The 24738-nt window shown below is 64.2% G+C and carries 20 protein-coding genes; 5 read left to right on the forward strand and 15 right to left on the reverse strand.

The window, feature by feature from the left end; genetic code table 11:
• Positions 1-486: 486 nt before the first annotated feature.
• Positions 487-2076 (forward strand): OpgD/OpgG family glucan biosynthesis protein, encoded by a 1590-nt coding sequence (locus tag C7450_RS23905; protein WP_110376985.1) that lies wholly within the window; start codon positions 487-489, stop codon positions 2074-2076.
• Positions 2077-2211: 135 nt separating this feature from the next.
• On the opposite strand, the gene C7450_RS23910 is transcribed toward C7450_RS23905, so the two are convergent.
• Positions 2212-2991 carry a creatininase family protein gene (locus tag C7450_RS23910; protein ID WP_110377200.1) on the reverse strand — a complete coding sequence of 260 codons (780 nt, stop codon included), beginning with the start codon at positions 2989-2991 and terminating at the stop codon, positions 2212-2214.
• 228 nt (positions 2992-3219) lie between these two features.
• Between C7450_RS23910 and C7450_RS23915 the strand changes: the two genes are divergently transcribed.
• Both C7450_RS23915 and C7450_RS23920 read left to right on the forward strand, forming a co-directional pair.
• Entirely contained in the window at positions 3220-3720 is a 501-nt protein-coding gene (locus C7450_RS23915; protein ID WP_110376986.1) for a MarR family winged helix-turn-helix transcriptional regulator, read from the forward strand.
• Positions 3721-3889: 169 nt separating this feature from the next.
• Positions 3890-5005: a DMT family transporter gene (locus tag C7450_RS23920; protein WP_245450083.1), complete on the forward strand. Its 1116-nt coding sequence runs from the start codon at positions 3890-3892 to the stop codon at positions 5003-5005.
• Here C7450_RS23920 and C7450_RS23925 read toward each other — a convergent pair.
• The 4 genes from C7450_RS23925 to C7450_RS23940 form a co-directional block, all read right to left on the reverse strand.
• Positions 4995-5900: a carbohydrate ABC transporter permease gene (locus C7450_RS23925; protein ID WP_110376987.1), complete on the reverse strand. Its 906-nt coding sequence runs from the start codon at positions 5898-5900 to the stop codon at positions 4995-4997. The two genes, C7450_RS23920 and C7450_RS23925, sit on opposite strands and share 11 nt — an antisense overlap.
• Before the next feature lie 135 nt (positions 5901-6035).
• Positions 6036-6965 carry a carbohydrate ABC transporter permease gene (locus C7450_RS23930; RefSeq protein ID WP_110377202.1) on the reverse strand — a complete coding sequence of 310 codons (930 nt, stop codon included), beginning with the start codon at positions 6963-6965 and terminating at the stop codon, positions 6036-6038.
• A 332-nt stretch (positions 6966-7297) separates the two neighbouring features.
• Complete coding sequence (locus C7450_RS23935; protein ID WP_170147400.1) at positions 7298-8608, reverse strand: ABC transporter substrate-binding protein; 1311 nt, start codon at positions 8606-8608, stop codon at positions 7298-7300.
• 278 nt (positions 8609-8886) lie between these two features.
• Positions 8887-9951: an ABC transporter ATP-binding protein gene (locus tag C7450_RS23940; RefSeq protein ID WP_110376988.1), complete on the reverse strand. Its 1065-nt coding sequence runs from the start codon at positions 9949-9951 to the stop codon at positions 8887-8889.
• Positions 9952-10321: 370 nt separating this feature from the next.
• Here C7450_RS23940 and C7450_RS23945 point away from each other — a divergent pair, with 370 nt between their 5' ends.
• Complete coding sequence (locus C7450_RS23945) at positions 10322-11260, forward strand: 2-hydroxyacid dehydrogenase (protein ID WP_110376989.1); 939 nt, start codon at positions 10322-10324, stop codon at positions 11258-11260.
• 73 nt (positions 11261-11333) lie between these two features.
• On the opposite strand, the gene C7450_RS23950 is transcribed toward C7450_RS23945, so the two are convergent.
• From C7450_RS23950 to C7450_RS23965, 4 genes are all read right to left on the reverse strand, one after another.
• Positions 11334-12080, reverse strand: coding sequence for an SDR family oxidoreductase (locus tag C7450_RS23950; RefSeq protein WP_110376990.1), 747 nt, complete (start codon positions 12078-12080; stop codon positions 11334-11336).
• A gap of 13 nt (positions 12081-12093) precedes the next feature.
• A complete protein-coding gene (locus C7450_RS23955; RefSeq protein WP_245450084.1) occupies positions 12094-12780 on the reverse strand; it encodes a GNAT family N-acetyltransferase in 687 nt (228 codons plus the stop codon).
• A gap of 8 nt (positions 12781-12788) precedes the next feature.
• The gene (locus C7450_RS23960; RefSeq protein WP_110376992.1) at positions 12789-13643 is read right to left on the reverse strand and encodes an isocitrate lyase/PEP mutase family protein; all 855 of its coding nucleotides are present in this window, start codon (positions 13641-13643) and stop codon (positions 12789-12791) included.
• Between the two features lie 275 nt (positions 13644-13918).
• Positions 13919-15721, reverse strand: a complete 1803-nt coding sequence (locus C7450_RS23965) for an IlvD/Edd family dehydratase (protein WP_110376993.1) — start codon at positions 15719-15721, stop codon at positions 13919-13921.
• A 244-nt stretch (positions 15722-15965) separates the two neighbouring features.
• Between C7450_RS23965 and C7450_RS23970 the strand changes: the two genes are divergently transcribed.
• Positions 15966-17147, forward strand: a complete 1182-nt coding sequence (locus C7450_RS23970) for a pyridoxal phosphate-dependent aminotransferase (protein WP_110376994.1) — start codon at positions 15966-15968, stop codon at positions 17145-17147.
• 182 nt (positions 17148-17329) lie between these two features.
• Here the strand turns inward: C7450_RS23970 and C7450_RS23975 are convergent, their stop codons facing one another.
• From C7450_RS23975 to C7450_RS34725, 6 genes are all read right to left on the reverse strand, one after another.
• Positions 17330-18241 (reverse strand): tellurite resistance TerB family protein, encoded by a 912-nt coding sequence (locus tag C7450_RS23975; RefSeq protein WP_110376995.1) that lies wholly within the window; start codon positions 18239-18241, stop codon positions 17330-17332.
• 101 nt (positions 18242-18342) lie between these two features.
• Positions 18343-21513 carry an efflux RND transporter permease subunit gene (locus tag C7450_RS23980; RefSeq protein ID WP_110376996.1) on the reverse strand — a complete coding sequence of 1057 codons (3171 nt, stop codon included), beginning with the start codon at positions 21511-21513 and terminating at the stop codon, positions 18343-18345.
• A gap of 136 nt (positions 21514-21649) precedes the next feature.
• A complete protein-coding gene (locus C7450_RS23985) occupies positions 21650-22729 on the reverse strand; it encodes an efflux RND transporter periplasmic adaptor subunit (protein WP_110376997.1) in 1080 nt (359 codons plus the stop codon).
• Positions 22726-23373, reverse strand: a complete 648-nt coding sequence (locus C7450_RS23990) for a TetR/AcrR family transcriptional regulator (protein WP_110377204.1) — start codon at positions 23371-23373, stop codon at positions 22726-22728. Before C7450_RS23990 ends, C7450_RS23985 begins: the two co-directional genes overlap by 4 nt.
• A 342-nt stretch (positions 23374-23715) precedes the next feature.
• Positions 23716-24279 carry a sigma-70 family RNA polymerase sigma factor gene (locus tag C7450_RS23995; protein ID WP_110376998.1) on the reverse strand — a complete coding sequence of 188 codons (564 nt, stop codon included), beginning with the start codon at positions 24277-24279 and terminating at the stop codon, positions 23716-23718.
• The gene (locus tag C7450_RS34725) at positions 24279-24575 is read right to left on the reverse strand and encodes a NepR family anti-sigma factor (protein ID WP_146227481.1); all 297 of its coding nucleotides are present in this window, start codon (positions 24573-24575) and stop codon (positions 24279-24281) included. The genes C7450_RS23995 and C7450_RS34725 overlap by 1 nt, the downstream gene beginning before the upstream one ends.
• Between the last annotated feature and the right edge of the window lie 163 nt (positions 24576-24738).

Below are 24738 nucleotides of genomic sequence, written 5' to 3' on the forward strand. Positions count from 1 at the left end.
CTTGGATTGGATGGGAAAACTCCCTCCGCACGCCCGGCAATGAAGGACAAGCCTCTTCGGTAGCCCGGGCCGGCCTGTGGAAAGCCGGCAGAGACCAAAAAAGCCCGTTCCGTCGTTGCTTTAAGCCGCGTCCCCCGCTTGAGAACGGGGTGCGCCGGTTTCGCCTCCGGCTGCCAGTCAAGTGTTCGGAACGAAGACCTGATGGGGTCTGGCGTTCCGGGCGGCTGTCCGGCCTCTTGTCCGGATGCCCACCGACTAGCACACGGCCACAGGCACGTGCGAAATAGGGCAGAGCGGTACATAGTGCGGTTCGCCGCCGAGCTCAAGGGGAGAATGAGGAAAAGCGAAAGAATTTTGCAGCGCGGCGTCCTGCCCTACCGAGGCCTCACGGGGCCTTCACTATCCTGCGAAATCTGATGGAATGCGCCTCTGATTGTCATTAGATGTGCGATCATCGCAACGGTCGCCTTCCAACGTTTGAGCCTGATGAAAAAGCTGTCGCGCCGCCGCCTTCTCGAACTGATGTCCGCCACCGCCCTGCTCTCCCCCACGATGGCGCTGGCCCAGACGTCTCCTGCGCAAACCGACACGTCCTCCGGCGGTGCGCCGCCGCAAGCGACCCCGCAATTCGTCTATGACGACGTGGTGCGGCGGGCCCGCGAGCTCGGCGCCGTGCCGTTCGAGCCCAACCCACCCCCCCTGCCGGAACCGCTCGCGCGTCTGGACTACGACAGCTATCGCGACATTCGCTTCCGCCCGGAGCGCTCCCTGCTCGCCCAGGGCGGTGGCCAGTTCCGCATGCAGATGTTCCACCCCGGCTTCCTGTTCAAGCGGCCGGTGACCGTGAACATCATCCGCGAGGGTGTGCCGACGCCGGTTCCTTATTCGGCTCAGCTCTTCGACTATGGGCGCAACAAGTTCGACAAGCCGCTGCCGGTTAATACGGGCTTTGCCGGCTTCCGGCTTCATTACCCGCTCAACGATCCGCGCGTCCATGATGAGCTCATCGCCTTCCTCGGCGCGAGCTATTTCCGGTTCCTCGGCCGCGACCAGCGCTATGGCCTGTCCGCGCGCGGCCTCGCCATCAACGCGGGTGGGGAGGAGGAATTCCCGTTCTTTCGCGAATTCTGGATCGAGAATCCGACCCCCGATGCAGAGCGGGTCGTGATCTATGCGCTGCTCGACAGTGCTTCCATCACCGGCGCCTTCCAGTTTCTTGTCTATCCCTCGAAGGAAACGGTCGTCGACGTCACCGCGACGCTTTTTCCGCGCAAGACGATCACCAGGCTCGGCATCGCGCCGCTCACGTCCATGTATTACGTGGGCGAGAACGACCGGCGCTTCCTCGACGAATATCGCCCCGAGCTGCATGATTCGGACGGGCTTCTCATCCATTCCGGCACCGGGGAATGGATCTGGCGCCCGCTGCGCAACCCGCGCGAGCTGGCGACCTCCGCCTTCGTGGAAAACAATCTGCGCGGCTTCGGTCTTCTGCAGCGGGACCGCATCTTCGAGCACTATCAGGACCTTGATCTCCACTACGAGCTCAGGCCGGGCTACTGGGTGGAGCCACGCGGCAACTGGGGCGAAGGCCATGTCGAGCTGGTCGAGATTCCGACCAATGAGGAGACGAACGACAACATCGTCGCGAGCTGGGTGCCGCGGACACCGGCCGAGCCGGGCCAGACGCTCGTCTACCGCTATCGAATCACGTCGCTTGGCAATGCCGACCAGCTCCATCCCGGCGGTCGGGCCTTGAATACCTATCAGACGAAACCGAAGGCCGCCGGGTCACCGGAAGAGGTGAAGCCCGGCACCCGACGCTTCCTGATTGATTTTGCGGGCGATGACCTCGCCTATTTCGCGCGCGATCCCAATCTCGTCGAGATCGACGCTTCCCTGTCAGCGGGACGCGTGGTGCGCAGCTATCTCGTGCCCAACCCGAAGGTGCGGGGCCTGCGCGCCGCCATCGACATCGAGGTGGAGCCCGGCCAGCAGGTCGATATCCGCGCCTTCCTTCGCTCCGGCAACCGTGCGCTCACCGAGACCTGGATCTTCCCCTGGAAGGCCGAGTGAACCGAGCGCTGCAATCACGCCCCGCGGCGTTCAATCACGGCGCCCGGGGACAAGGCGGCCTTCGCGCTGGAACGGCAGGGCATCCGCCTTACCCTCGGGCTCGCCGCGGCGGGGAGAGGTCGCGCCCGCCGTGGCCTATAGTGAAAAGCACTGCACCTCGCGCAAGAGCGCGATGAAGGCAGCGACCCCATGGGCGGCCGCGGCCTCCCCTTTGGCGGCTGTCGCTGCTGCCGCGTCGCCGACGACACCCGCCGGATTGAGATCCTGGGCCATCCAGGAAAATCCGGCCGGCCTGGGATGGCGCAGCCAGGTGTAGTCCCGCTCCATCTCTGCCGTGAGCGAGGGGAACGCCTCCGCCTCTTCCATGCGCACCTTGTCGGGATGGAAGGCGAGCATCAGCGACGTTTCTATGTCGCCGCCGTGAATGCCGTGGCGGATTTCCTCCGCGTCAAACAGGCCGGCGGGATAGCCGAACCGCTGCCAGGATACGGTGACGACCGTCAGTCCCCAGTTCGCACGCAGGCTCTGCGCGACGATGTCGACCACCGCGGAATTGCCGCCATGGGAGGAAACAATCACGAGCTTGCGGCAGCCCGCCCGGTAGACACTCTCGCCGATACCGCGCCAGGCAGCGATGGCGGCCTCCGCGGACAAGGTGAGCGTGCCTGAGAAGGCGAGATGTTCCGGCGAATGTCCGATGGACTGGATCGGCAAGAAGGAGACGGAGAGATCAGCCGGCAAACCGGCCGCAATCCGCGTGACATAGCCTTCCATGATCATCGCATCGGTGCCAAGCGGCAGATGCGGGCCATGCTGCTCCACCGCCGCGACAGGCAGGACGGCGATGACGTCTTCCATAGCCGCGCGATCGAAATCCGTTGTCGTCAGGTCCGCCCAGAAGGGAGATGGAAGCATGGCGCGATCCTTTTCCTCGAGCCCCTGCAATAGCGACCATTCCGAAAGCCCACAAGGATGGCGCTGCAAATGGCGCGCCCTGGCCCACGCGGCGTGGGCCGCACAGGTTCCTCCGCCGCTGATTGTCATTGCAACGTCATCACAAGGCACCCATTATTTCGGTGGCAATCTTTACGCGGCACGATCAACCGACCTTGTAAGTCCACACGCCGAGGAGAGTGCAGGCCCATGAAGCATCCCGTCGCCAAGAGCATCGGCTGGGCCCTCGTCTACGCCGCGCGCCTCCACCGCAGCCGGATCGGCGAGCGGCTCGCCTCCATGGGGCTGTTTCCCGGCCAGGAACAGGTGCTGCAGGCGCTGGCCTCCGGTGAGCCCACCACAATGGGCGAACTGGCCGACCTCCTCCGCGTCAAGCCGCCCACGGCATCGAAGACCGTCGCACGCCTCGCCGCGCAGGGACTTGTCGAGCGGCGGTCGGAGCCGGGCGATGCGCGCATCATCGTCGTCAGCCTGACGAAGGAGGGCGCCGAGAAGGTCGCTGCCATCGACGCCCTCTGGCGTGAGACCGAAGCCCAGTTGCTCGACGACCTCGATAGCAAGGACCGCAAGCGCCTTCGCAAACATCTCCGCAAGATGGCGAAGAACCTCTCCGGCAAAGGCCCGAATGGACGATCATTGCCCGGCGACGAGGATGACGACGCTGAACTGGATGAGCCGGTCGCCGCCTGAACGCGAGCAGGCGTCTTCGCCTGTGCAATCGCCCAGTGGCGGCTGCGTGTTATGCAGACGAGCCTTGCAGCCCGCGAAGTCGCGCAAGGTCTCGCGATAGCTTATCGTGGCGGGGAGTTGGACATTCGCTGATCTGGATGGCAGGCTTTATTGTTGTAGAGCCGCGATCATGGCTGCGAGCCTTGTGTTGAGAGTTCGCATCGCCGTGACCGGATTAATGAACGTGCAACGCGCAAAGGACGGCGAGGACGTCGTTGCCGAGGAATTCGTTGCCAAGGACTTGGTTGCCGAGGACTTGGTTGCTGAGGACATGGTTGCCATGGCCGAGCCTAGCCCGGGCGCCGGCCCATCGGCCTCGGCGCCGAAAGCGGTGTCACCCCCCGTCACCGGCAGCACACTGGTCGCCATCGGCCTTGGCCTGACGGCGGTCCTCGGCTTTGCCTGTATCGACACCTCGGCCAAATGGCTGAACCAGTATTTCGATCCGCTGCAGACGGCCTGGGTCCGCTATTTCGGCAGCGTGGTCTTCGTTCTGGCGCTGTTGAACCCTTTCACGCGGCCGGGAGTGTTCCGGACGAAGGCGCCGGGCTTGCAGGCTCTGCGCTCCGCCCTGCTGCTGGCTTCCACGGCGCTGAATTTTTTCGCCCTCGCCTATCTCGGCTTGCCGGAGGTGGCGGCGATCGCCTTCTCCAGTCCCCTGATGGTTGCGCTCCTTGCCGGCCCGGTGCTTGGCGAATGGGCCGGGCCACGCCGGCTCGCCGCCATCCTCGTCGGCTTCATCGGCGTGCTCATCGTCACCCGCCCGGGATTGGGCGGCTTCCAGCCCGCGGCACTTCTGGCCATAGCGAGCGCCTTCTGCGGCGCCTGGTACACCCTGAGCACGCGCATGCTCGCCTCCCGGGATTCTCCCGAGACCACGATGGTCTATTCCGGCGTCGCCGGCATCGTCGTCCTGACGCCGATCATGCCCTTCATCTGGGTCACGCCACCATCCGCCTTGGTCTGGCTGGTGATGGCGATCTGCGGCCTGGCCGGCGCGCTTGGGCACTGGTTCCTCATCCTGGCCTTCCGGCATGCGCCCGCGCCGGTTATCGCGCCCTTCAGCTACACCCATCTCCTGTGGGTTACGCTGTTCAGCTATCTCATCTTCAACGCCGTGCCGGACAGCTACACGATCGCGGGTGCCACGATCGTCGTCGCCTCTGGCCTTTACCTCATCCATCGCGAGCGCGTGGTCGCGCAACGCAAGCGCCGTGCCGCCACGCCGCCGGAGATCATTCCTTGACCGCACCGGTCATCGACGAGACATAGTGCTCGACGAAGAAGGAATAGAGGATCACCACCGGGAGCGAGCCAAGCAGCGCACCGGCCATCAGCGAGCCCCATTCATAGACGTCGCTCCGTACGAGCTCCGTCAGGACGCCGACCGGGACGGTCTTGTTCTCCGATGACTGGATGAAGGTGAGCGCGTAGATAAATTCGTTCCACGACAGGGTGAATGCAAAGATTCCGGCCGAGATGAGCCCCGGGATCGACAAGGGCAGCAGGATACGCGTCAGGATCTGCCAGCGTGATGCCCCGTCGATCAGGGCACATTCCTCCAATTCATAGGGAATGGAGCGGAAATAGCCCATCAGGAGCCATGTGCAGAACGGCACGAGGAAGGTGGGATAGGTGAAGATCAGGGCGAGCTTGGTATCGTAGATGCCGAATCCGAAGACCATCAGCGCGAGCGGGATGAACAGGATCGACGGCGGCACGAGATAGGCGAGGAAGATGGCAAGGCCGACGACCTTCGCACCCGTGAAGCGCAGCCGCTCGATGGCATAGGCCGCGAAAACCGAGGTCACCAGCGAGACGAAGGTCGCGACGACGGATATGACGATCGTGTTCCACAGCCAGCCCGGATAGGACGTCTCGAACAGGAGGTAACGGATGTGATCGAGCGTCGGCCCGACCACCCAGAAGGGGCTGTAGTTGTTATAGTCCGTCAGCTGGTAGTTGGGCTTTATCGCCGTGATCGCCATCCAATAGAATGGAAAGAGCAGAACGATCATGAAGACGAGAAGCGGCAGATAAACGAGCACAACGCGGCGTGGCAACCGGTCGAGGTAGCGCATTCCGCCTTCATCGCCGGTTTCCGGTACTGATGAAATCTTGGCGGCTGATGCAACTGACATCGGCTTCACCTTTCCTTATTTTGAGCATCTGCGCTTCACGCAAGTCGCGAAAGCGCTCAATCGCATTGCCTTCACACGATTCACGAAAGCCGTTTCACATTGTTCCGGAACAGCTTCCGAACGCCGGTTACGCCGTCAGTCCGCCCCACCCTGCTGCCAGCGGCGACGTTGCAGGCCGAAATAGCTGAACAGGATGGCCGCCAGGAGGAACGGGATCATGGCGACCGCGATCGCCGCGCCCTCGCCGAGGTGGCCGCCGGGGATCGCGCGCTGAAAGCTCAAGGTTGCCATGAGATGCGTGGCGTTCAGCGGTCCGCCGCGTGTCAGCACATAGATCAGCTGGAAATCCGTGAAGGTGAACAGCACGGAGAAGGTCATCACCACCGCGATGATGGGCGTCAGCATCGGCAAGGTGATGTGGTGGAAGCGCTGCCAGCCCGATGCGCCATCGAGCGTCGCGGCCTCATGCAAAGACTGCGGAATGGTCTGCAGGCCGGCGAGCAGCGAGATCGCCACGAAGGGGATGCCGCGCCAGACATTGGCGGCGATCACCGAGGCGCGCGCATTGGTGGAATCGCCGAGGAAGTTGATGGGCGTCTCGATCAGCCCGATCTTGATCAGGAGCCAGGAGATAATCGAGAACTGCGCGTCGAAGATCCACCAGAACGCGATCGCCGACAGCACGGTCGGCACCACCCAGGGCAGGAGGACGATGGCCCGGAAGAACGCCTTGAAGGGCAGATGCTCATTCAGAATCAGCGCGAGCCACAGGCCCAGCGCGAATTTCAGGATCGATGCCGCGACCGTGTAAAGGACCGTGTTGAACACCGATAGCCAGAACACGTGATCGCCCCAGAGCGACACATAGTTGTCCAGGCCGATGAACACGCCGGCACGGCCGATCCGCGCGTCGGTGAAGGCCAGCCAGACGCCGAGCCCCAGCGGATAGGTGAGGAACACCAGCAAGAAGACTGCAGCCGGCAGCAAGAACAGGACACCGAGGAGATTGCGCCCCTGGCTAAGGTCAAACAGCCGTGCGGGCCTCCCCGCCTCGCTTCTCGTCATGGCGATACTCATGTGTCGCTCCTTGAATTCGTCATGCCGGCTGAAACAATTCTTGAGCAATTCTTGCCGACTGGCAGTGCCATGCGTGCTGCAACGGCGCACAAAGCGCCGTTCGGTCAGCAGCCTGAGCGCCCACCTGTCGGCGATCCGCGCAACTGCGCCGCAGGGCGCGGCTATTCGCTCGCATGCCGGATCCGGGCATACGCGTGTGTTCGGGCGAAGCTACGGGGCCGGCCCACGATGCACCTGCAACAAGTCAGAAACTGAGCATAGTTCGCGGGGGCCCTCGAAGGCGGCCCCCGCTCCTGTTCGTTGGCCAGCGAAATTCCGCCTCAGACCTTGTAATAGCGGTTGGCGCGCGTCTCGGCGCGCTTCGCCGCTTCTTCGGGCGTCCGCTGGCCGGTGGCGGCTTCCGCCACCATGTCGACCACCACATAATCCGCCATGACGGCCGCCGAGGCGTAGCCGAGCGGGCCGGCATAGCCGTTTGGCCGCAGCGTTTCCGAGGCCAGCGCATAGGGCGCGTGGATCGGGGTGGAGGTCCAGACCGGATTGGAGGCGAAAGCCTTCAAGGGCTGGCAGCAATAGGCGCTGGCCCCCGTCAGCCAGGCATCGAACTGCGGCTTGTCATACATGAACTGCAGATAGGCGAGCGCCGCCTTCGGGAACTTCGAATATTTGAAGATCACCGCGGATGTCGTCTGGTGCAGTTCGACCTTCTTGCCGACCGGCCCCACAGGGAAGTTGGTCGTGCGGATGTCAGCGGCGATCTCGGCGAGTTTGGGGTCGTTCTTCGCGGCGTAATACAGCGACACGCCGTTGGCCGTCACCGAAACCTCGCCCGCGAGGAAGGCACGGTTGTTGTTGACATCGAGCCAGCTCTCGGTGCCGGGAATGAAGGTCTGGTAGAGCTCGCGGACATATTTGAGCGCCGCGATCGTCTCGGGACTGTTGACGGCGACCTTGCCGTTCTCGTCCACCATCTTGCCGCCATGGCTCCACAAAACCCAATGGCAGAAATTGTTGCCGTCGCCGACCCCGTGACCCAGCGTAAAGCCGGTCGGATGGCCCTTGGCCTTCAGAGCCTTGCACATTTCGAGGAAGGCGTCGGTCTTGTCGGGGAAGGTCGAGAAGCCCGCGTCCTTCACCCAGCTGTCGCGATAGCAGACTGCGTTGCCGATCGCCGCCAGCGGCACCGCGATGAAGCGCCCGTCACGCTTGGCATAGCCTTCGAGGCCCTCATACCAGCCACCATATTTGGCACCGAGCGCGGTGGCGAAGTCGGTCACGTCGAGCAGCTTATCGGGATATTGCTGGGCATCGTCGAACCACACCCAGATGATATCCGGGCCGGACCCGACATTGGCCGCCACGGCCGCTTTGGGGCGGATATCCTCCCAGCTTTCCTTGTCGATACGGACCTCGACCCCGGTCGCCTCGGTAAATTTCTTGGTATTGGCGAGCCAGGCGTCTTCCTCGCCCTTCACGAAGGGGGACCAGCGCAGAACCCGCAGGGACGCTCCCTTTTCCGGCTCGTAAGTAGGGCTTTGTGCAAATGCTTGGGCACCGAGCAACGGCAACCCCGCGGCGCTCGCGGCCAGGCCGCCACCTGCAATCATGAGATCGCGCCTTGAAATCGTCATTAGCGTTCCTCCACGGAAAGCAGCCGTTCAAGCCGGCATCGCCTGCCCTCCCCGATTTTTGAAAATCAACGCGCCGGCAATCCCTTTCACCGTTTGATGGGCACCCCAGAAGCCGGCTCGCACACTGCATCGCCTGGTGTTCCAGGTTCAGACGCGGGACAAGCCTTCGCGCTTACGCGCCCATGCCCTCCTATGATGTCTGACAGGTGCAGCCACCCGCAGACGCTCTGCTGTCAAGAAAAGGGGGCATCACCGCATGGCGACGCCCCCTTGTCGTTTCAGATCCGGTTGCCCGTTTCCTGATCGAACAGGTGAACCAGGGCAGGATCAGGTGATAGAGGCAGCTTGTCGCCGGGGCCTACCGTGACACGCTCACGGAACACACCGACGATGTCCTGACCGGCGAGCTTGGCAAAAACCTGGGTCTCCGAACCCGTGGGCTCCACCACCGCGACATCGACAGGAATGCCCTTCTCGGCGTCGATGATGAAATGCTCGGGACGGATGCCATAGACCACCGGCCGACCGTCCGATCCCTGGGGGACCTCCTTCACGGGAAGCGCCACACCACTCTCGGTGACGACACGCGGGCTCCCGTCGGAAACGATCTTGCCCTTGATGAAGTTCATCGACGGCGAGCCGATGAAGCCGGCGACGAAGAGGTTCGCCGGACGATCATAAAGATCAAGCGGCGCACCCATCTGCTCGACGATCCCGTCGTGCATCACGACGATCTTGTCGGCCATGGTCATGGCTTCGATCTGGTCGTGGGTCACGTAGACCGTCGTCGTCTTCAGCCGCTGGTGCAGTTCCTTGATCTCGGTACGCATCTGGACGCGCAGCTTGGCGTCGAGGTTCGACAAAGGCTCGTCGAAGAGGAACACCTGCGGATCGCGCACGATCGCGCGGCCCATGGCGACGCGCTGGCGCTGGCCGCCCGAGAGCTGACGCGGATAGCGGTCGAGCAGCTTGGTCAGGCCAAGGATTTCCGCCGCGCGGTTCACGCGCTGCTGGATCTCGGCCTTGGGGGCGTTCTTGAGCTTCAGCGAAAAGCCCATGTTGTCGGCGACCGTCATATGCGGATAGAGCGCATAGTTCTGGAAGACCATGGCAATGTCGCGCTCTTTCGGCGGGACATTGTTGACCACGCGCTCACCGATGCGGATTTCACCGCCCGTGACACTTTCAAGGCCGGCCACCATGCGCAGGAGGGTCGACTTCCCGCAGCCGGACGGCCCGACCAAAATGACGAACTCGCCGTCGGTGATATCAATCGATACCCCGTGGATAACCGGCGTCGCGCCAAAAGCCTTACGGACCTCTCTGATTTCTACGGATGCCATCTTTGACTGCTGCCTCCACTTGCCGCTGTTACGGCCGCGCTTCCCCGCATGGCCTTCTTGAAAAGGGACCATACATGCACCACGCATGCCCATGCTAGGGATCATGCAATGCCTAGGCTAGCTATCACAACGACGAATTTCAATAATCTGACAAATCTGCCTAGGCCGCTTTGCGGGAGGCAGGAATCAGCCAAACCATAAGGGCTGGCACCCGGTCCGAAGTTTGGGCATGGTGCGGGCGAAAATGCCGGATATATCTGTCCGGCGCCTGTCCGGGAGAGCGGTGGGGCAAGGCCCCTGGCCGTCAATGAGGAGACGATCAGTGAGTGAGGTAACGACGAGCGATGGAGCGGGCGCCGTGGAGCTTTTGATGACCGCGCCGCTGCAATCCATCGTGGCGAAAAGCCTGACCGGGCGCTTCACGGTCCATAACCTGTGGGAAGCCGCCGACAAAGACGCCCTGCTCGCCGACATCGGCGGCCGTGTGCGCGGCATCGCCGCCGGCAGCGCTGTCGATGCAGCGCTCATCGACCGGCTGCCGGCGCTCGAGATCATCGCGAGCTTCGGCGTCGGCTACGACAAGATCGACGCCGCCCATGCCGCGAAAAAGGGGGTTCTCGTCACGAATACCCCGGATGTGCTGAGCGACGAAGTGGCTGATTTGACCCTCGGCCTCCTCTTATCCACCGTCCGCCAGCTTCCCCAGGCCGATCGCTATCTGCGTGCCGGCCATTGGCTGGAAAAGCCCTATCCGCTCACGGCGACGCTCGCCGGCCGCAAAGTCGGCATCCTCGGCCTTGGCCGCATTGGCAAGGCCATTGCCAGGCGCTGCGAGGCTTTCAACCTGCCGGTCGCCTACCACGGCCGCCGGCCGCAGGCGGATGTGACTTATCAATATTTCGATAGCCTGGTCGGCCTCGCCAAGGCCGTCGACGTCCTGATCGTCGTCATTCCCGGCGGCAATGAGACGGATAAGATCGTCAATGCCGAGGTTCTCGCGGCGCTCGGATCGAACGGCATTCTCATCAATGTCGCGCGCGGCAGCGTGGTCGACGAGAAGGCGCTTATCAAGGCCCTCGCTGACGGCACCATCCTGTCGGCCGGCCTCGACGTCTTCGAGAAGGAGCCGCAGGTCCCGGCGGAACTCGTCGCCATGGACCATATTGTATTGCTGCCGCATGTGGGCTCGGCGACCCATCACACGCGCGACGCCATGGGCCAGCTCGTCGTCGACAACCTCGTCTCGTGGTTCGACGGCAAGGGGCCGGTGACGCCGGTCGTCGAGACGCCCTGGCCGCGCAAGGGCTGAAGGCGACGCAACGACCGGACGGGAGGGCCGCCCGGTCTATCCGGGCCGCCCGCCGGCATGGCCGCCGGAATGCTCAGAGCGCGAAACCGCCATCGGCCAGATGCACCTGCCCGGTCGTGTAGCTCGCCTCATCCGAAGCGAGATAGACGGCAAGCCAGCCGATCTCGTCGGCCGTGCCGAGCCGTGCCATCGGCTGGCGATCGATGAAGGCCTGCCGCACCGCATCGATCGACTGGTTGGTCTGTGCAGCCAGGGTCGCGATGCGGTCGTCCAGCGAAGGCGATTCAATGGTGCCCGGGCAGATCGCATTGGCGCGGATGCCGCGCTTGATGAAATCCGCCGCAACCGCCTTGGTCAGGCCGACGACCGCCGCCTTCGAGGCCCCGTAGACGTAGCGGTTGGGGATGCCGCGCACGGATGAAGCGCCGGACGCGATATTGATGATCGAGCCCTTGCCCTTCTCCAGCATGCCGGGGATGAAGGCGCGGATGGTCCGGTGCATCGACTTGACGTTCAGGTCGAAGGAGAAATCCCAGTCGGCCTCGGAGCATTCGAGCACGCTGCCGTGGTGCACGAAGCCCGCGGCATTCAGGAGCACATCGATCGGCCCGATCTCCCTGGCAAGTGCCTCGACAGCCTCGGTCGAGCGCACATCGAGTGGCCGGCAGGTCGCCCCGTCGAGGCCCGCCAGCTTGGAGGCATCGAGATCCGTCGCGATGACCGTCGCCCCTTCACGGGCAAACAATTCGGCGCACGAGCGGCCAATCCCCTGGCCCGCCGCCGTTACGAGACATCTTTTCCCCGCCAGCCGTCCTGCCATGATCAGGCCTTCCTCACCCGTTGTCCTTGGTTGATTGGAGCGTCGACAGCGCGATGCGCTGCTGCCCGTCGGCATCGAAATTGGCGGGATCGAGCCAGGCCGCGAAGGTCGCGCGGCGCGCCGGCCATTCGCTGTCCAGCATGGCGAACCACGCGGTATCGCGGTTTTTGCCCTTCACGATCATGTGCTGGCGAAAGATGCCCTCGAAAGTGAAGCCGAAACGCACGGCCGCCCGGCGCGACGCGGCGTTCAGGGCATTGCACTTCCACTCGAAGCGGCGATAGCCCAGTTCATCGAAGACATAAGCCGCCAGAAGGGCGATCGCCTCGGTCGCCATCGGTGTCCGCTGCAGGAGCGGCGAGAACAGCACGTTGCCGACTTCGATGACGCCATGCGCCGGGCGGATTTCCATCAGCGATGCCCAACCCACCGCCTGGCCGTTCGCGGCATCGACCACGATATAGAAAAGTGCCTCTGACCGGTCCTCGCGCTCGGCCAGATAGGCCGTGAAATCTGCCTCGTCGGCGAACGGCCCCTGCATGAGAAAATCCCAGAGGCGATCATGCCCGGCGAGCGCCCGCCACAGATCCGGCGCGTGGCGCGCGGCCTCAAGCGGCTCAAGGCGGCAGTAGCGCCCCGGAAGAACCGTGCGTGCGGGCACGCCACGGGCAGGTGCGACGGATGCCGATGCGGTCGTCACCGGCCCGCTCATAGCTTGCGGCGCCCCTTGGCGAGGTCCTGCCGGAAGAAGCCGTTGATCTCCGGAAACGGAACGGCGGCGTCGTAGATCTCCAGGCTGCCCTGCGACAGCTTGCGTGCGGACTGCATGAAGCTGCCCCAGGCGACGCGGCAGAGGCCGGAACCGCCGCTGATGCACCGCACGCCAAGCTCCTCCAAGGCCTTCATGGTGAAGGGCGCATGGCTCGGCACCAGGATCTGCAGGCTCTTCGGCGCAACCGCCTTGACCAGGGCGGAGATCTGCTCACGCGACAGGAGACCCTGGGCATAGAGGCAATCGGCCCCGGCTTCGGCATAGGCGACGAGGCGGCGCAAGGCGTCGTCGAAAGAGCCTTCGCCAACCTGCAGGCTGTCGGTCGCGGCCGTCAGGACGGCACCCGCCGCGACATCGTCGATCGCCGCACGCGCCGCCGCGATGCGCTCGGCCGCGAGTTCGATGGGATAGAGGCGCCTGTTGGCGTCGTTGGTGAGATCTTCAAGCGTCAAGCCGGCGACACCGGTCGCCATGCACAGGCGCACGTTTGACGCAACGCCTTCCGGCTCGTGAGCATAGCCGGCCTCGAAATCCGCGCTGACAGGCAGATGCGTCGCGTCGACGATCTCGCGGATGTGATCCAGCATCATGTCCCGCGGCACGGCCCATTCCGTGTCGGGAAACCCTTGCGAGAAAGCAATGCCCGCACTGGTCGTCGACAGGGCCTTGAAGCCGAGATGCTGGAGATAGCGCGCCGTGCCAATATCCCATGGATGCGGCATGACGAAAATGCTGCTGGCCTCATGGAGCTTGCGCAAAGCCCGCCGCCGCTGTTGAACGGTTGTGGTCACGGCCCCCTCCCACAGTGTCTGTCGCCTTGACCGATATGTCCGGGACTATCGGCGCTTCACTGAAGAGATATCGACGGCACAAGCCGCACAACATCCCTCTAACGCGACAAGCGCCCCGCCCGACGCTGCCTACCCACGGATGAAGCACAGCTCCAGGCCCGCAGCAACACCCTCAGAACAAGGGCGCCTTGCACTGGGCGCGGAACTCGTTGCGAAACCGACAGGGATGATCTTCGGCCGCCGCGGGCGCATAAGCCCGCGGCAAGCCGATCCGGTCAGTGATTGTCGCGCGGCACGCCGTAGGTCTCGGCAACCCGCTGGTATTTGACCGCGGGCTTCAGCACCATGCCCTCGGACAATTGATCGACCATGCCGCGCTGGATTTCCTGCCATGGCGTCTGGCTCGCGGGGTATTTGTAGCCTCCCGCCTTCTCAAGCGCCGCGCGCCGCTCTGCCAGTTCCGCATCGGAGATGAGGATGTTGGCGCTGCGCTTCCCGAGGTCGATGCGCACCCGGTCGCCGGTCTTGAGAAGGGCGAGGCCACCGCCGGCCGCTGCCTCCGGCGAGGCGTTGAGGATCGAGGGCGAACCCGAGGTGCCCGACTGCCGGCCATCGCCGATGCAGGGCAGAGACGTGATGCCCCTCTTCAGGAGATAGGCCGGCGCCTGCATGTTGACGACCTCGGCCGCGCCGGGATAGCCGATCGGCCCGGCACCACGCATGAACAACACCGAATGCTCGTCAATGCCGAGCGATTCGTCGTCGATGAGCTTGTGATACTGCTCCGGGCCGTCGAACACGAAGGCCTTGCCCTCGAAGGCATTGGGATCTTCGGGATTCGTCAGGTAGCGGTCGCGGAACTCATCCGAGATCACACTCGTCTTCATGATGGCGGAGTCGAACAGGTTGCCCGACAGCACGATGAAGCCGGCGTCCTGCATCAGGGCCGTCTCGAAGCTGCGGATGACGTCGCCATCCGTCGCCGCGCGGTCGCGGCAGTTGTCGCCAATGGTGCGGCCATTGACGGTCAGGGCCTTCTCGCGGATCAGCCCATGCTTCATCAGCTCGCTGACGACGGCCGGCACACCGCCGGCCCGATGATATTCCTCGCCGAGATACTGGCCGGCCGGCTGCAGATTGACCAGGAGCGGGACCTCATGGCCAACCGTCTCCCAGTCCTTCACATTGAGTTCGACGCCGATATGCCGGGCGATGGCATTGATATGGACCGGGGCATTGGTCGAACCGCCGATGGCCGAGTTGACGACGATCACGTTCTCGAACGCCTCGCGCGTCATGATATCGGAGGGCTTCAGGTCCTCCCAGACCATTTCGACGATGCGCTTGCCGGTCTCATAGGCGATCTGGCCGCGCTCACGATAGGGCGCCGGGATCGCCGCGCAGCCCGGCAGGCTCATCCCCAGCGCTTCCGCGAGCGAGTTCATGGTCGATGCCGTGCCCATGGTGTTGCAGTGGCCGACCGATGGGGCCGACGAGGCGACGAGCTCGATGAACTGCTCGTAGTCGAGCTTGCCTTCCGCCAGAAGCTCGCGCGCCTTCCACACGACCGTGCCGGAACCCGTGCGCTCGCCGTGATGCCAGCCGTTCAGCATCGGCCCGCCGGACAGCACGATGGAGGGAATATTCACCGTCGCCGCCGCCATGATGCAGGCCGGGGTCGTCTTGTCGCAGCCCGTCGTCAGCACCACGCCGTCAAGCGGATAGCCATAGAGCACTTCGACAAGGCCGAGATACGCCAGGTTGCGATCCAGCGACGCGGTCGGGCGCTTGCCCGTCTCCTGGATCGGGTGGACCGGGAATTCCATGACCACGCCGCCGGCCGCCAGAATGCCCGCGCGCGTGCGCTTGGCCAGTTCGATGTGATGGCGGTTGCAGGGCGACAGATCCGAGCCGGTCTGCGCGATGCCGATGATCGGCTTGCCCGATTGCAGCTCCTCGCGCGTCAGGCCGTAGTTGAGGTAGCGCTCGAGATAGAGCGCGGTCATTCCCGGATTGTCGGGATTGTCGAACCATTGCCGCGACCGCAGCTTCGCTTTGGCCTGTCCGGAATTGCCCATCGCCGAGACCTCCCATTGATGCAGTGCCTGCGCTCCCGGGCGCCGGGACCGCTGATTTGATTGGCTCTAAAAATCATCAGCAGAAATGGCGCCTAAAATCAATCGTATGACGATTGCGTCCTGCACAAGGCTCGAATGTCGCGGAAGCCGCCCCGCAACCACAAGTCTGGCATGCCTTATGGCGTACGGCCCGGATTGAAACGCAGCCTGTGCCGCGCTACGCCTGAGCCCAGGAGGAAAACGCATGCCCACGATCGTTCCGGCTTTTGCCCGCATTGGTGAAGAAAATGCCTTCGCTGTCCTGGCGCGCGCCACGGCGCTCGCGGCGGAAGGCCGCGACATCATCAACCTGGGGATCGGCCAACCGGATTTTCCGACACCGCCGCATATCGTCGAGGCCGCCGTCAAGGCCCTGCGCGACGGACACCACGGCTACACGCCGGCGACCGGCATCCTGCCGCTGCGCGAAGGCGTCGCCGCCGACATCCACCGCCGCCTCGGCGTGACCGTCTCGCCCGATGCGATCCTCATCGTACCCGGCGGCAAGGTCACCATGTTCGCCGCGATCCTCATGTTCGGCGAACCCGGCGCGGAGATCCTCTATCCCGATCCCGGCTTCCCGATCTATCGGTCGATGATCGAGTTCACCGGCGCCACGCCCGTGCCGGTTCCGATCCGCGAGGAAAACGGCTTTGCCTTCTCGGCAGAGGAAACGCTCGGCCTGATCACCCCGAAGACGCGGCTCCTGATCCTCAATTCACCCGCCAATCCAACGGGCGGCGTCACGCCGAAGGCCGAAATCGACAAGCTGGTGGCCGGTCTTGCCCGCCATCCCGACGTCGCCATCCTGTCCGACGAGATCTACGGCCAGATGCTCTATGACGGCGAAGAGCATGTCTCGCTTCTCACCTATCCCGAGATCCGGGACCGGCTGATCCTTCTCGACGGCTGGTCCAAGACCTATGCCATGACGGGCTGGCGCATGGGCTTTTCGGTCTGGCCGGCGCCGCTGCTCGATGCCGCCCGCAAGCTCGCGGTCAATTCCTATTCCTGCGTCAATGCCGCAGCCCAGTGGGCAGGACTTGCCGCCCTGACAGGGCCGCAGGACTGCGTCGCGGCGATGGTCGCCGAATTCGACAAGCGCCGCCGCATCGTGGTGGAGGGCTTGAACGGCCTCCCCGACATCAGCGCCGCCACGCCCAAGGGAGCCTTCTACGCCTTCCCCAACATCTCCCGCACGGGCTGGAAGGCAAAACCCCTCGCCAATGCCTTGCTGGAACAGGCCGGGGTCGCGGTTATCGGCGGGCCGGATTTCGGCATTCTCGGCGAGGGCTATATCCGCCTGTCCTACGCCAATTCGGCCGAGAACATCCGCAAGGCCCTCGACCGCATGGGCAATTTCCTCAGCGAGAACCGCCCCGGCTGAAAGCTGGGTAGAGCGATAAATCCTGGACTGTCATCCCGGAAGCCGCGCAGCGGCTGTCCGGGATCCATGAACACGTCGCATCTTCATGGGCCACTGACAGTATTCATGGATCCCTGGCGCGTTGCTGCGCAACGCCCCGGGATGACACTATCGGCGGGCAGCGCCCCACAATCGTCTGAGGCTCACACCTTCACGCTCGTCGCCGCCGTATCGAGATGGGCGACAAGCGAGGGATCAAGCGCCAGCGCCTCGCTCAGTTCCTTGAGAAAGCTTGCTTCGGCAGGCGTGTCCGGATCGATGGCGAGGCGGGCCGCCGCATAGATCTGCGTGCCGATCTCCGGCGTCGTCGCCGCCGCGGCAAGGGTCGTGATGCTGGCGGGGTTTGAGAATTCCTTATCCAGGAACTGGGAGGCCTCCATATCGAAGCCCGCCTGCTGGAGCCCGCCGACGATGCGCCCGCGCTCCTCGGGATCGATATGCCCGTCGGAAGCGGCGGCCGCAATCATGGCGCGCACCAGAACAAGTGCCGTATCCTGGGAGGCGACGCTGGCATCGAAGGCCGTGCCCGACGGCACCGGAAGGGCCGGAACCGACGCCGTGGCTTCACTTGAGGCGGGCTGCCCGCTCTGCCAGCCCTGATAGGCCTTATAGGCTAGCGCCGCGATGAGGCCGAGCCCGCCGATCTTGGCGGCGGACGTGGCGACTTTGCGCCCCGACTTGGAGCCAAGAAGAAGGCCGGCAAGGCCGCCCATCACCGCGCTGGCGGCGTTTTGGCCCGCGGGGCTCTGCAGGAAATCGCGTGCCTTGGTGACGAGGTCACCGACATTCGGGGTGCCAGAGGCGCCGGGAAGGCCCGGAATACCGGAACTGGACCCGGCGGGACCGGCCTGTGTGGGCTGACCTGCCCCTCCCAACTGGCTGAGGACAGAGCCGAGGAGACCGCCAAGGCCTGAGGTCGCATCGGGGCCAAGGTCGGCGCTTGAGGGCCCCCCGGTTGCGCTCTGGCCTGCGGCCGGGGCTTTGGCAGAACCCTGAGGGCCCTGTGATGAGGCCGAGGCTACAAGGACGTCGAGAAGCTTCTTGGCGTCGAACATGGTCGTCTCCGGTTCATTGTCCGGAGAAGGTAGGGTGCCGTGCAGCAAAGCGCCAGAGTCTCACGCGCCGTTGCCGGGCGGATAGTCGACCTCAGCCGTCCCTAATGCGGCGCGGACCCGCCAGACATCGCATCCGATCCCAAAGCCTTATCGGATCCGGAGGGCGCGGATCCGCCCGTCAATCCGCCCTTGCGCCGGGCTCGTCTTTTTTCACGCCAGCCCGCCAGATTGGCGATCGTCATCAGCGCAGCCGGCGTAACCACGAGGGTCAGCACCGTCGCAAAGCCGAGACCGAATACGATCGCCGTCGACAGATGCACCCACCACTGCGTCGACGGCGCGCCGATGGACACATCGCGGGTGACGAAGTCGAGGTTGACGCCGAAGGCGATGGCGAGCACGCCGAGCACCGCCGTCACGGCCGTCAGGACGACCGGGCGCGCCCTTTCGCGACAGGTCTCGATGATCGCCTCATAGGCAGCCGTGCCCTCCGCCCGCAGCCTGTCGTATGTGTCGATCAGCACGATGTTGTTGTTCACGATGACGCCGGCGTTGGCGATGATGCCGATGCCGGTCATCACCACGCCGAAGGCCTGCCCCATGACCATGAGCCCGATGAGCACGCCGATCGTCGAGAGCACCACCGCCGACAACACCAGGAAGACGCTCGAGAACTTATTGAACTGTGCCAGCAGGATGGCGAAGATCAGGAACATCGCCGCGGCAAAAGCCTTCATGAGAAAGGCGCCGGCCTTCTCGCGCTCCTCGTCCTCGCCTTTGAGCTTGACGGAGACTCCCTGGCCGAGGTCGGCCTTGGCGAGTTCCTGCATGACGGCCTGCTGCACGGCCGCGCTCTGCACCCCCTCGGCCACATTGGCGGTCACCGTGACGACGCGGCGTGCCGCGACGCGGTTGATGAGGCCGACCTTCTTGTCCGGCTCGCGCACCACGAAATTGCCGATGGGCACCGCGCCGGACGCCGTATTGACGCGCAGGTCGTCGAGCTGATCGAGACTGCGGCGCTCTTCCGGGAAGCGCACCAGGATGTCGACCGACTTGTCGGTGTCGTTCGGCCGGTACTCGGCCACCTTGACGCCATTGGTCACGAGCTGGACGGCCGTGCCGACGACGTTGGGACTAGCCCCGTATTTGGCAGCTTCCGCCTTGTCGACCTCGAGCCTCCAGTCGATACCCGGCAATGGCAGGCCGTCATCGACATCGCGCGTATCGGAGCGCGCCCGCAGGATCTCGGCGGCCTTCCGCGCGGCGGGGAACAGCCGGTCCGGATCGAGCGCGGTGATCTGCAGGGTGATCGGCTTGCCCGTCGGCGGGCCGGCCCGCGGCTGCGTGACCTCGATGATCACGCCCGGAATATCCTTGGTGCGCTCGCGCAGCTCTTCCATGATCAGATGGGCCGGGCGGCGCTGCCGCCAGTCCACGAACTCAAACTGCACCGTGCCGACGGTATCCTCTGTCACTTCGTCGGAGCCGCGCTGCCCTTCGCCCGAGCGCGCGTAGACCGTGCCGAGTTCCGGCAGGCCGAGAAGCCGTGATTCGACCTCCCGCACCAGCTTGTCCTTCTCGGCGATCGAGAGATTGCCCCGCGCGCGCACCTGGACGAGGCCATAATCCGGCTCGACGGACGGGAAGAACTCCACGCCATTGCCGAAGCGCGCATAGGTCGAGATGACACCGACCAGCAGGACGACGGCAAGGCCGAGGGTTACGAGTGGATGGCGAAGCGACAGGCGAACCACCCGCATATAGAGCCCGCGTTCAGCCACGCGCTCGTCATGCACCGCACTCGCCCGCCCGAGCATGGCGCCGAGGGTCGGGGTGAAGAACAGGGCGACGACGAGCGATGCCGACAGGGTCGCGATCAGCGTCAGCGGCATGTATTTCATGAACTCGCCGACGATGCCCGGCCAGAACAGGAGCGGCGAGAACGCCGCCACGCGGGTTGCCGTGGCGGCAATCACCGGTCCTGCCATGCGCTTGGAGGCAAGCGAATAGGCCTCGCGCGCCGGCATGCCGCTTGCCATGCGGCGCTCGGCGAATTCCGAGACGATGATCGCATCGTCGACCAGCATGCCGACCGCCAGGATCAGCGAGAACAGGACGACGATATTGACCGTCAGCCCCGCAAGCTGGAGGCCCAAGATGCCGGCGAGGAAGGACGCCGGGATAGCGATGCCGATGAACAGCGACGCGCGGCCGCCGAGGAAGAGCAGCATGATGATGATGACGAGCAGAACCGCGGTGATGACGCTGTTCTGCAATTCATGCAGCATCGAGCGGATGTCCTTGGACTTGTCCTGCGTGAAGGTCACCTGCACGGTGGTCGGCCAGGTGGCGCGCAGATCCTCGACGACCTTCTTCACCGTATCCACGGTCTCGATGAGGTTGGCCCCCGTACGCTTCACCACCTCGATGGCAATCGCCGATTTGCCATTCACCCGCGTGATCGAGACCGCGTCCTTGAACGTCGGGCGGACTTCCGCCACGTCGCCAAGCGTCACGACGGCCGATCCGGAGGCCGCGATCGGGAATTTCAGCACGTCTCCCGGTTTCTCGATCAAGGCCGGAACCTTCACCGCAAAGCGGCCGGACGCGCCCTCGAGCGCACCTGCGGCCACGAGGCTGTTGCCGGCGGAGAACGAGGCAATGAGATCATTGAGCGAAATGCCGTAGCTCTTCATCAACATCGGCTCGGCGATAATCTCGACCGCTTCGTCGCGCGCGCCGCGCAGGTCGGCCGTCAGGACGCCAGGCACCTGCTCGATGGCGCTCTTGGCATCCCGCGCCAGGCGCAGCAGCGTCCGCTCCGGCACGTCGCCGCCGAGCGCCACCACAAGAACCGGGAAGAGGCTGAGATTGACCTCCTGCACCATGGGCTCGTCGGCATCCCGCGGCAGATCGCGCTTCGCCTGGTCCACCTTCGCCCGCACGTCCGCGAGCGCCACGTCCGAGTTGAAGCCCGCTTCGAACTCCACGAGCACATAGCCGCCACCCTCATAGGCGGCTGCGCGCATCTCCTTGACGTTTGAGACCGATTTGAGCTGGGTTTCCAGCGGCCGCAGGATCAGGCGCTCGGAATCCTCCGGACTGATGCCGCGCTGCGTGACATTGACGTAGATGATCGGAACGCGGACATCAGGCTCGGATTCCTTCGGGATGCTGACATAGGCGGACCACCCCGCCAGCAACAGGAACACGAGGATGGAGAGCGTCAGGCGCGCGTGCGATATCGCGTAGTCAACCGGATTGGCCATGGTTTCCTGGAGGATGCTCAGCCCCGCGCAGGGGCCGCGCCTGTCTCCACCTTCTTAATCAGAAACGGGCGATCCGGATGAGAAAGACCCGGACCATCAGCTCATGCCCGGCCACCCAGGGGACCGGAAACCATCGCTACATCTTGGCGAGCGTGCCCGCCGGCACAGCCTCGACGACCTCGCCTTCCTTGACGAAGTCCTGACCCTGAACGATGACTGCCGCGCCATCCGGCACGCCCTTGAGCCAGACTTGCTCACGGCCGTCCTGGACGATGATCACGTCCGAGAAGGCGACGACCCCGTCCTTGCCGACCGTGCGGACCCCGAGGCGCCCCTCATTCGAGAAGGTCAGCGCCGAACGCGGCACGCGCGTGGCCGGCACCGGGGCGAGATCGAGCATCACCTCGCTCGTCACCCCGTCGGGGATCACACCTTTCGGATTGGCAATTTCCACATCGACACGATAGGTGCGCGTCTGCGGGCTCGCAGTGGTGGAGACGAAGCGCACCTTGCCGTCGACCTCACCGCCGGATACCAGGCGCACCATAGCCCGGTCACCCACGCGAATGCCCGCCAGCTGGCGCTCCGCCACTTCGACGACGGCCAGCATGGGATCCATGGACACCACATCGGCGACCGCCGCGCCCACCTGCAACGCCTGCCCCTTCTCGATCGGGACCGCATTCACGATCCCGTCGATCGGCGCCCGCACCTTGCTCTTGTCGCGCTCCGCCTCGGCTTGCGCCAGGCCCGCCTCGGCGGCGCGCAGTTCAGCTTCCAGCGAGGGCTTCTGCAGTGAGGCCATATTGCCCTGCTCGATGAGCGTGAGGCGCGCCTTCAGCTCGGCGCGGCGCTGCTCAAGCTTGGCGCTGGCCTGGGCGACGATGGCCTCGCGCGCCTCATCGGAGAGCACCGCTATGACATCGCCGGTCTTGACGACCGAGCCTCGCCGGACCTTGAGGTCGATAACCGTCCCATTGGCGCGCGCCGCCACCGTCACACGGCGATCCGCCTCGGTGCGTCCGGAGAGGACGATGCGGCGGGCGTGATCCTCCTTCCGCGTCTCCACGACCGAGACGCGGAAACGCGGCGTGGCCTTTGCATCGGCCGCTTCCGTCTTCTCCGCCTCGGGATGCTCACGCCCGACGACCCCGGATCCAATCCAGGCACCGGCGCCAAGAATCACGACCACGGCTATGATGTGACTTGCTTTCATCGATGTGTCTCGGTGGCCATAACAGTGTCCAGCGGCGAATAATGCGGCACCACGCCACGCAAGGTGTCGCCCCGCAGAACGCCGCGAATGACATTGAGGAGGGTCTCGATCTCGCTTCCCGCGTCGAAATCGGGAAACAGGGCACGGCGCACGAACAGGCCGCTGCTCATGGTCATGATGAGCTGGGCGGTAGCTACAGCGTCAACGCCGGAGGCCACCTCGCCACGCGCCTGGCCGGCGGCGATCAGGCGCTCGATGCCATGCACGAGGTCGTTCTCGAGCGTCATATTGGCCTCGGCAATCGCCGGATTGACGGTCGCTTCAGCCCAGATCTGCAAGCAAAGCACGGCTTTGGCGCGCGGCGCTTCCTCGAAATGCTTGTGCGCCAGCGCCTGCAAGACGAGATCGAGCCGCTCCGCCTGCGCGAAGCTCTCGAAATCCTCGCGCAGCATCATGCGGTCGCGCTCGACCAGCCCCGCGACGATGGCATCTTTCGACGGAAAATAGCGATAGAGGTTGCCGGGACTCATGCCTGCCTCACGCGCCACATCCTGCACGGTGGTGCGGTGAAACCCGGCCTGGGTAAAGGATCGCTCGGCCGCATCAAGGATGCGCCCGTGCCTGTCGCCGGAATCAGCTTGCATGTCGGACAAAGGCGCACCGATGAGAATGAACGTTTATTTTCACGAGATGCGCCACGTCCTGCCCGATGTCAAGGGCAGGCGCTTGCAATGCCAGGTCCTTGCAATGCCAAGTCGTTGCAATGCCAGGCCCTTACAATGCCAGGTCGTTGCAATGCCAGAATCAAACCCGGCGTGGGTTGAATGAGGCGAGACAATCCAGGCGACTGAATTTGCTCATTGAGTATTGAGCGGAGCAAGCCCGCAATGGACGAACTTGCTCTCCGCGCCGCGAAACGCCGAAAGGCGGCGGATGTGACGGGAAAGCCGCGCCGTACCCTGCTTCTGGCTTCGCCATCTGAAGGGTCAACGGCTGGCGCGCGATGAGCCCGTACGATCGAGGATGGCCTGCCACTCCGCCTCAGGTCCGAATTCATGGGCAGACTGGACCGCGAGCGTATGCGCAAGCCGCGTACGCGCGCGGTTCACGCGGCTCTTGATGGTGCCGAGCGCGCAACCGCAGATCTCGGCCGCCTCCTCGTAGGACAGGCCAGCGCCACCAACGAGAATGAGCGCCTCGCGCTGATCGTCGGGCAGTTTATCGAGTGCCTGGCGGAAATCCCGCAGGTTCATATGCCCTTCCTGCGGTGGCGGCGACGCCTGGGTGGCGGCGATGCGCCCTTCCACATCCTCGACCTCGCGGCTGCGCTTCCGGTACTCCGAGTAGAAGACATTGCGAAGGATCGTATAGAGCCACGCCACCATATTCGTGCCTTCGGTGAAGGACGACAGGTTGGCCCACGCCCGGATCAACGTTTCCTGAACAAGATCGTCGGCCCGCTCCGGATTTCCGCAAAGGGATATCGCGAAAGCACGCAGATTGGGGATTGCCTTCAGCAGGTCCTGCTTGACGTTCGCACTCGCCTCCATCACCCCTGCCCTTCCCTGCGATCGAGCTTGTCCAACAGCTCTAGAAAGCGATCCGGCACAGGCTGCTCAAGCGTTGTCTGGTAGAGAGCACTCAGCCGTTCGGCAAAATGGGCGTACGCCCCCTGCGGCACAGGTGAAATCGGACCCCTCATTCTGTCGGGCAGGATAGACGAGTGTTGCAAACGCACGCCGCATTCAATCCCGGGCGCAATATCATCGTGTTGTGGACCACCGTTGAGATGATCCCCGGGATGCAACTCCTGCGCATCTTCATCTGCAGAGCGACGCGCCCCCATATTGCTTGACTCCACTAACGGCCCACCACCAGGCATCATGACAAAGTGGCTGACCCCAAGCCCGGTGCGAGACCCAGGCCAAAGCATCTTCGCTTTTCAGGAACGCGAAGCTTAACCGATGGTTCCACCGCCAAGCCAGCTCCATGGGCGAGAACAGTACACG

Origin of the sequence: Chelatococcus asaccharovorans, assembly GCF_003201475.1 — a bacterium.
In the GTDB taxonomy this organism is placed as follows: domain Bacteria; phylum Pseudomonadota; class Alphaproteobacteria; order Rhizobiales; family Beijerinckiaceae; genus Chelatococcus; species Chelatococcus asaccharovorans.

Excerpts from the sequence above, each read along its gene's own strand:
- C7450_RS23905 (WP_110376985.1), top strand. The coding sequence starts at position 487 with ATGAAAAAGCTGTCGCGCCGCCGCCTTCTCGAACTGATGTCCGCCACC.
- C7450_RS23910 (WP_110377200.1), bottom strand. The coding sequence starts at position 2,991 with ATGCTTCCATCTCCCTTCTGGGCGGACCTGACGACAACGGATTTCGAT.
- C7450_RS23915 (WP_110376986.1), top strand. The coding sequence starts at position 3,220 with ATGAAGCATCCCGTCGCCAAGAGCATCGGCTGGGCCCTCGTCTACGCC.
- C7450_RS23920 (WP_245450083.1), top strand. The coding sequence starts at position 3,890 with ATGGCTGCGAGCCTTGTGTTGAGAGTTCGCATCGCCGTGACCGGATTA.
- C7450_RS23925 (WP_110376987.1), bottom strand. The coding sequence starts at position 5,900 with ATGTCAGTTGCATCAGCCGCCAAGATTTCATCAGTACCGGAAACCGGC.
- C7450_RS23930 (WP_110377202.1), bottom strand. The coding sequence starts at position 6,965 with ATGACGAGAAGCGAGGCGGGGAGGCCCGCACGGCTGTTTGACCTTAGC.
- C7450_RS23935 (WP_170147400.1), bottom strand. The coding sequence starts at position 8,608 with ATGACGATTTCAAGGCGCGATCTCATGATTGCAGGTGGCGGCCTGGCC.
- C7450_RS23940 (WP_110376988.1), bottom strand. The coding sequence starts at position 9,951 with ATGGCATCCGTAGAAATCAGAGAGGTCCGTAAGGCTTTTGGCGCGACG.
- C7450_RS23945 (WP_110376989.1), top strand. The coding sequence starts at position 10,322 with ATGACCGCGCCGCTGCAATCCATCGTGGCGAAAAGCCTGACCGGGCGC.
- C7450_RS23950 (WP_110376990.1), bottom strand. The coding sequence starts at position 12,080 with ATGGCAGGACGGCTGGCGGGGAAAAGATGTCTCGTAACGGCGGCGGGC.
- C7450_RS23965 (WP_110376993.1), bottom strand. The coding sequence starts at position 15,721 with ATGGGCAATTCCGGACAGGCCAAAGCGAAGCTGCGGTCGCGGCAATGG.
- C7450_RS23970 (WP_110376994.1), top strand. The coding sequence starts at position 15,966 with ATGCCCACGATCGTTCCGGCTTTTGCCCGCATTGGTGAAGAAAATGCC.
- C7450_RS23975 (WP_110376995.1), bottom strand. The coding sequence starts at position 18,241 with ATGTTCGACGCCAAGAAGCTTCTCGACGTCCTTGTAGCCTCGGCCTCA.
- C7450_RS23980 (WP_110376996.1), bottom strand. The coding sequence starts at position 21,513 with ATGGCCAATCCGGTTGACTACGCGATATCGCACGCGCGCCTGACGCTC.
- C7450_RS23985 (WP_110376997.1), bottom strand. The coding sequence starts at position 22,729 with ATGAAAGCAAGTCACATCATAGCCGTGGTCGTGATTCTTGGCGCCGGT.
- C7450_RS23990 (WP_110377204.1), bottom strand. The coding sequence starts at position 23,373 with ATGCAAGCTGATTCCGGCGACAGGCACGGGCGCATCCTTGATGCGGCC.
- C7450_RS23995 (WP_110376998.1), bottom strand. The coding sequence starts at position 24,279 with ATGGAGGCGAGTGCGAACGTCAAGCAGGACCTGCTGAAGGCAATCCCC.
- C7450_RS34725 (WP_146227481.1), bottom strand. The coding sequence starts at position 24,575 with ATGGGGGCGCGTCGCTCTGCAGATGAAGATGCGCAGGAGTTGCATCCC.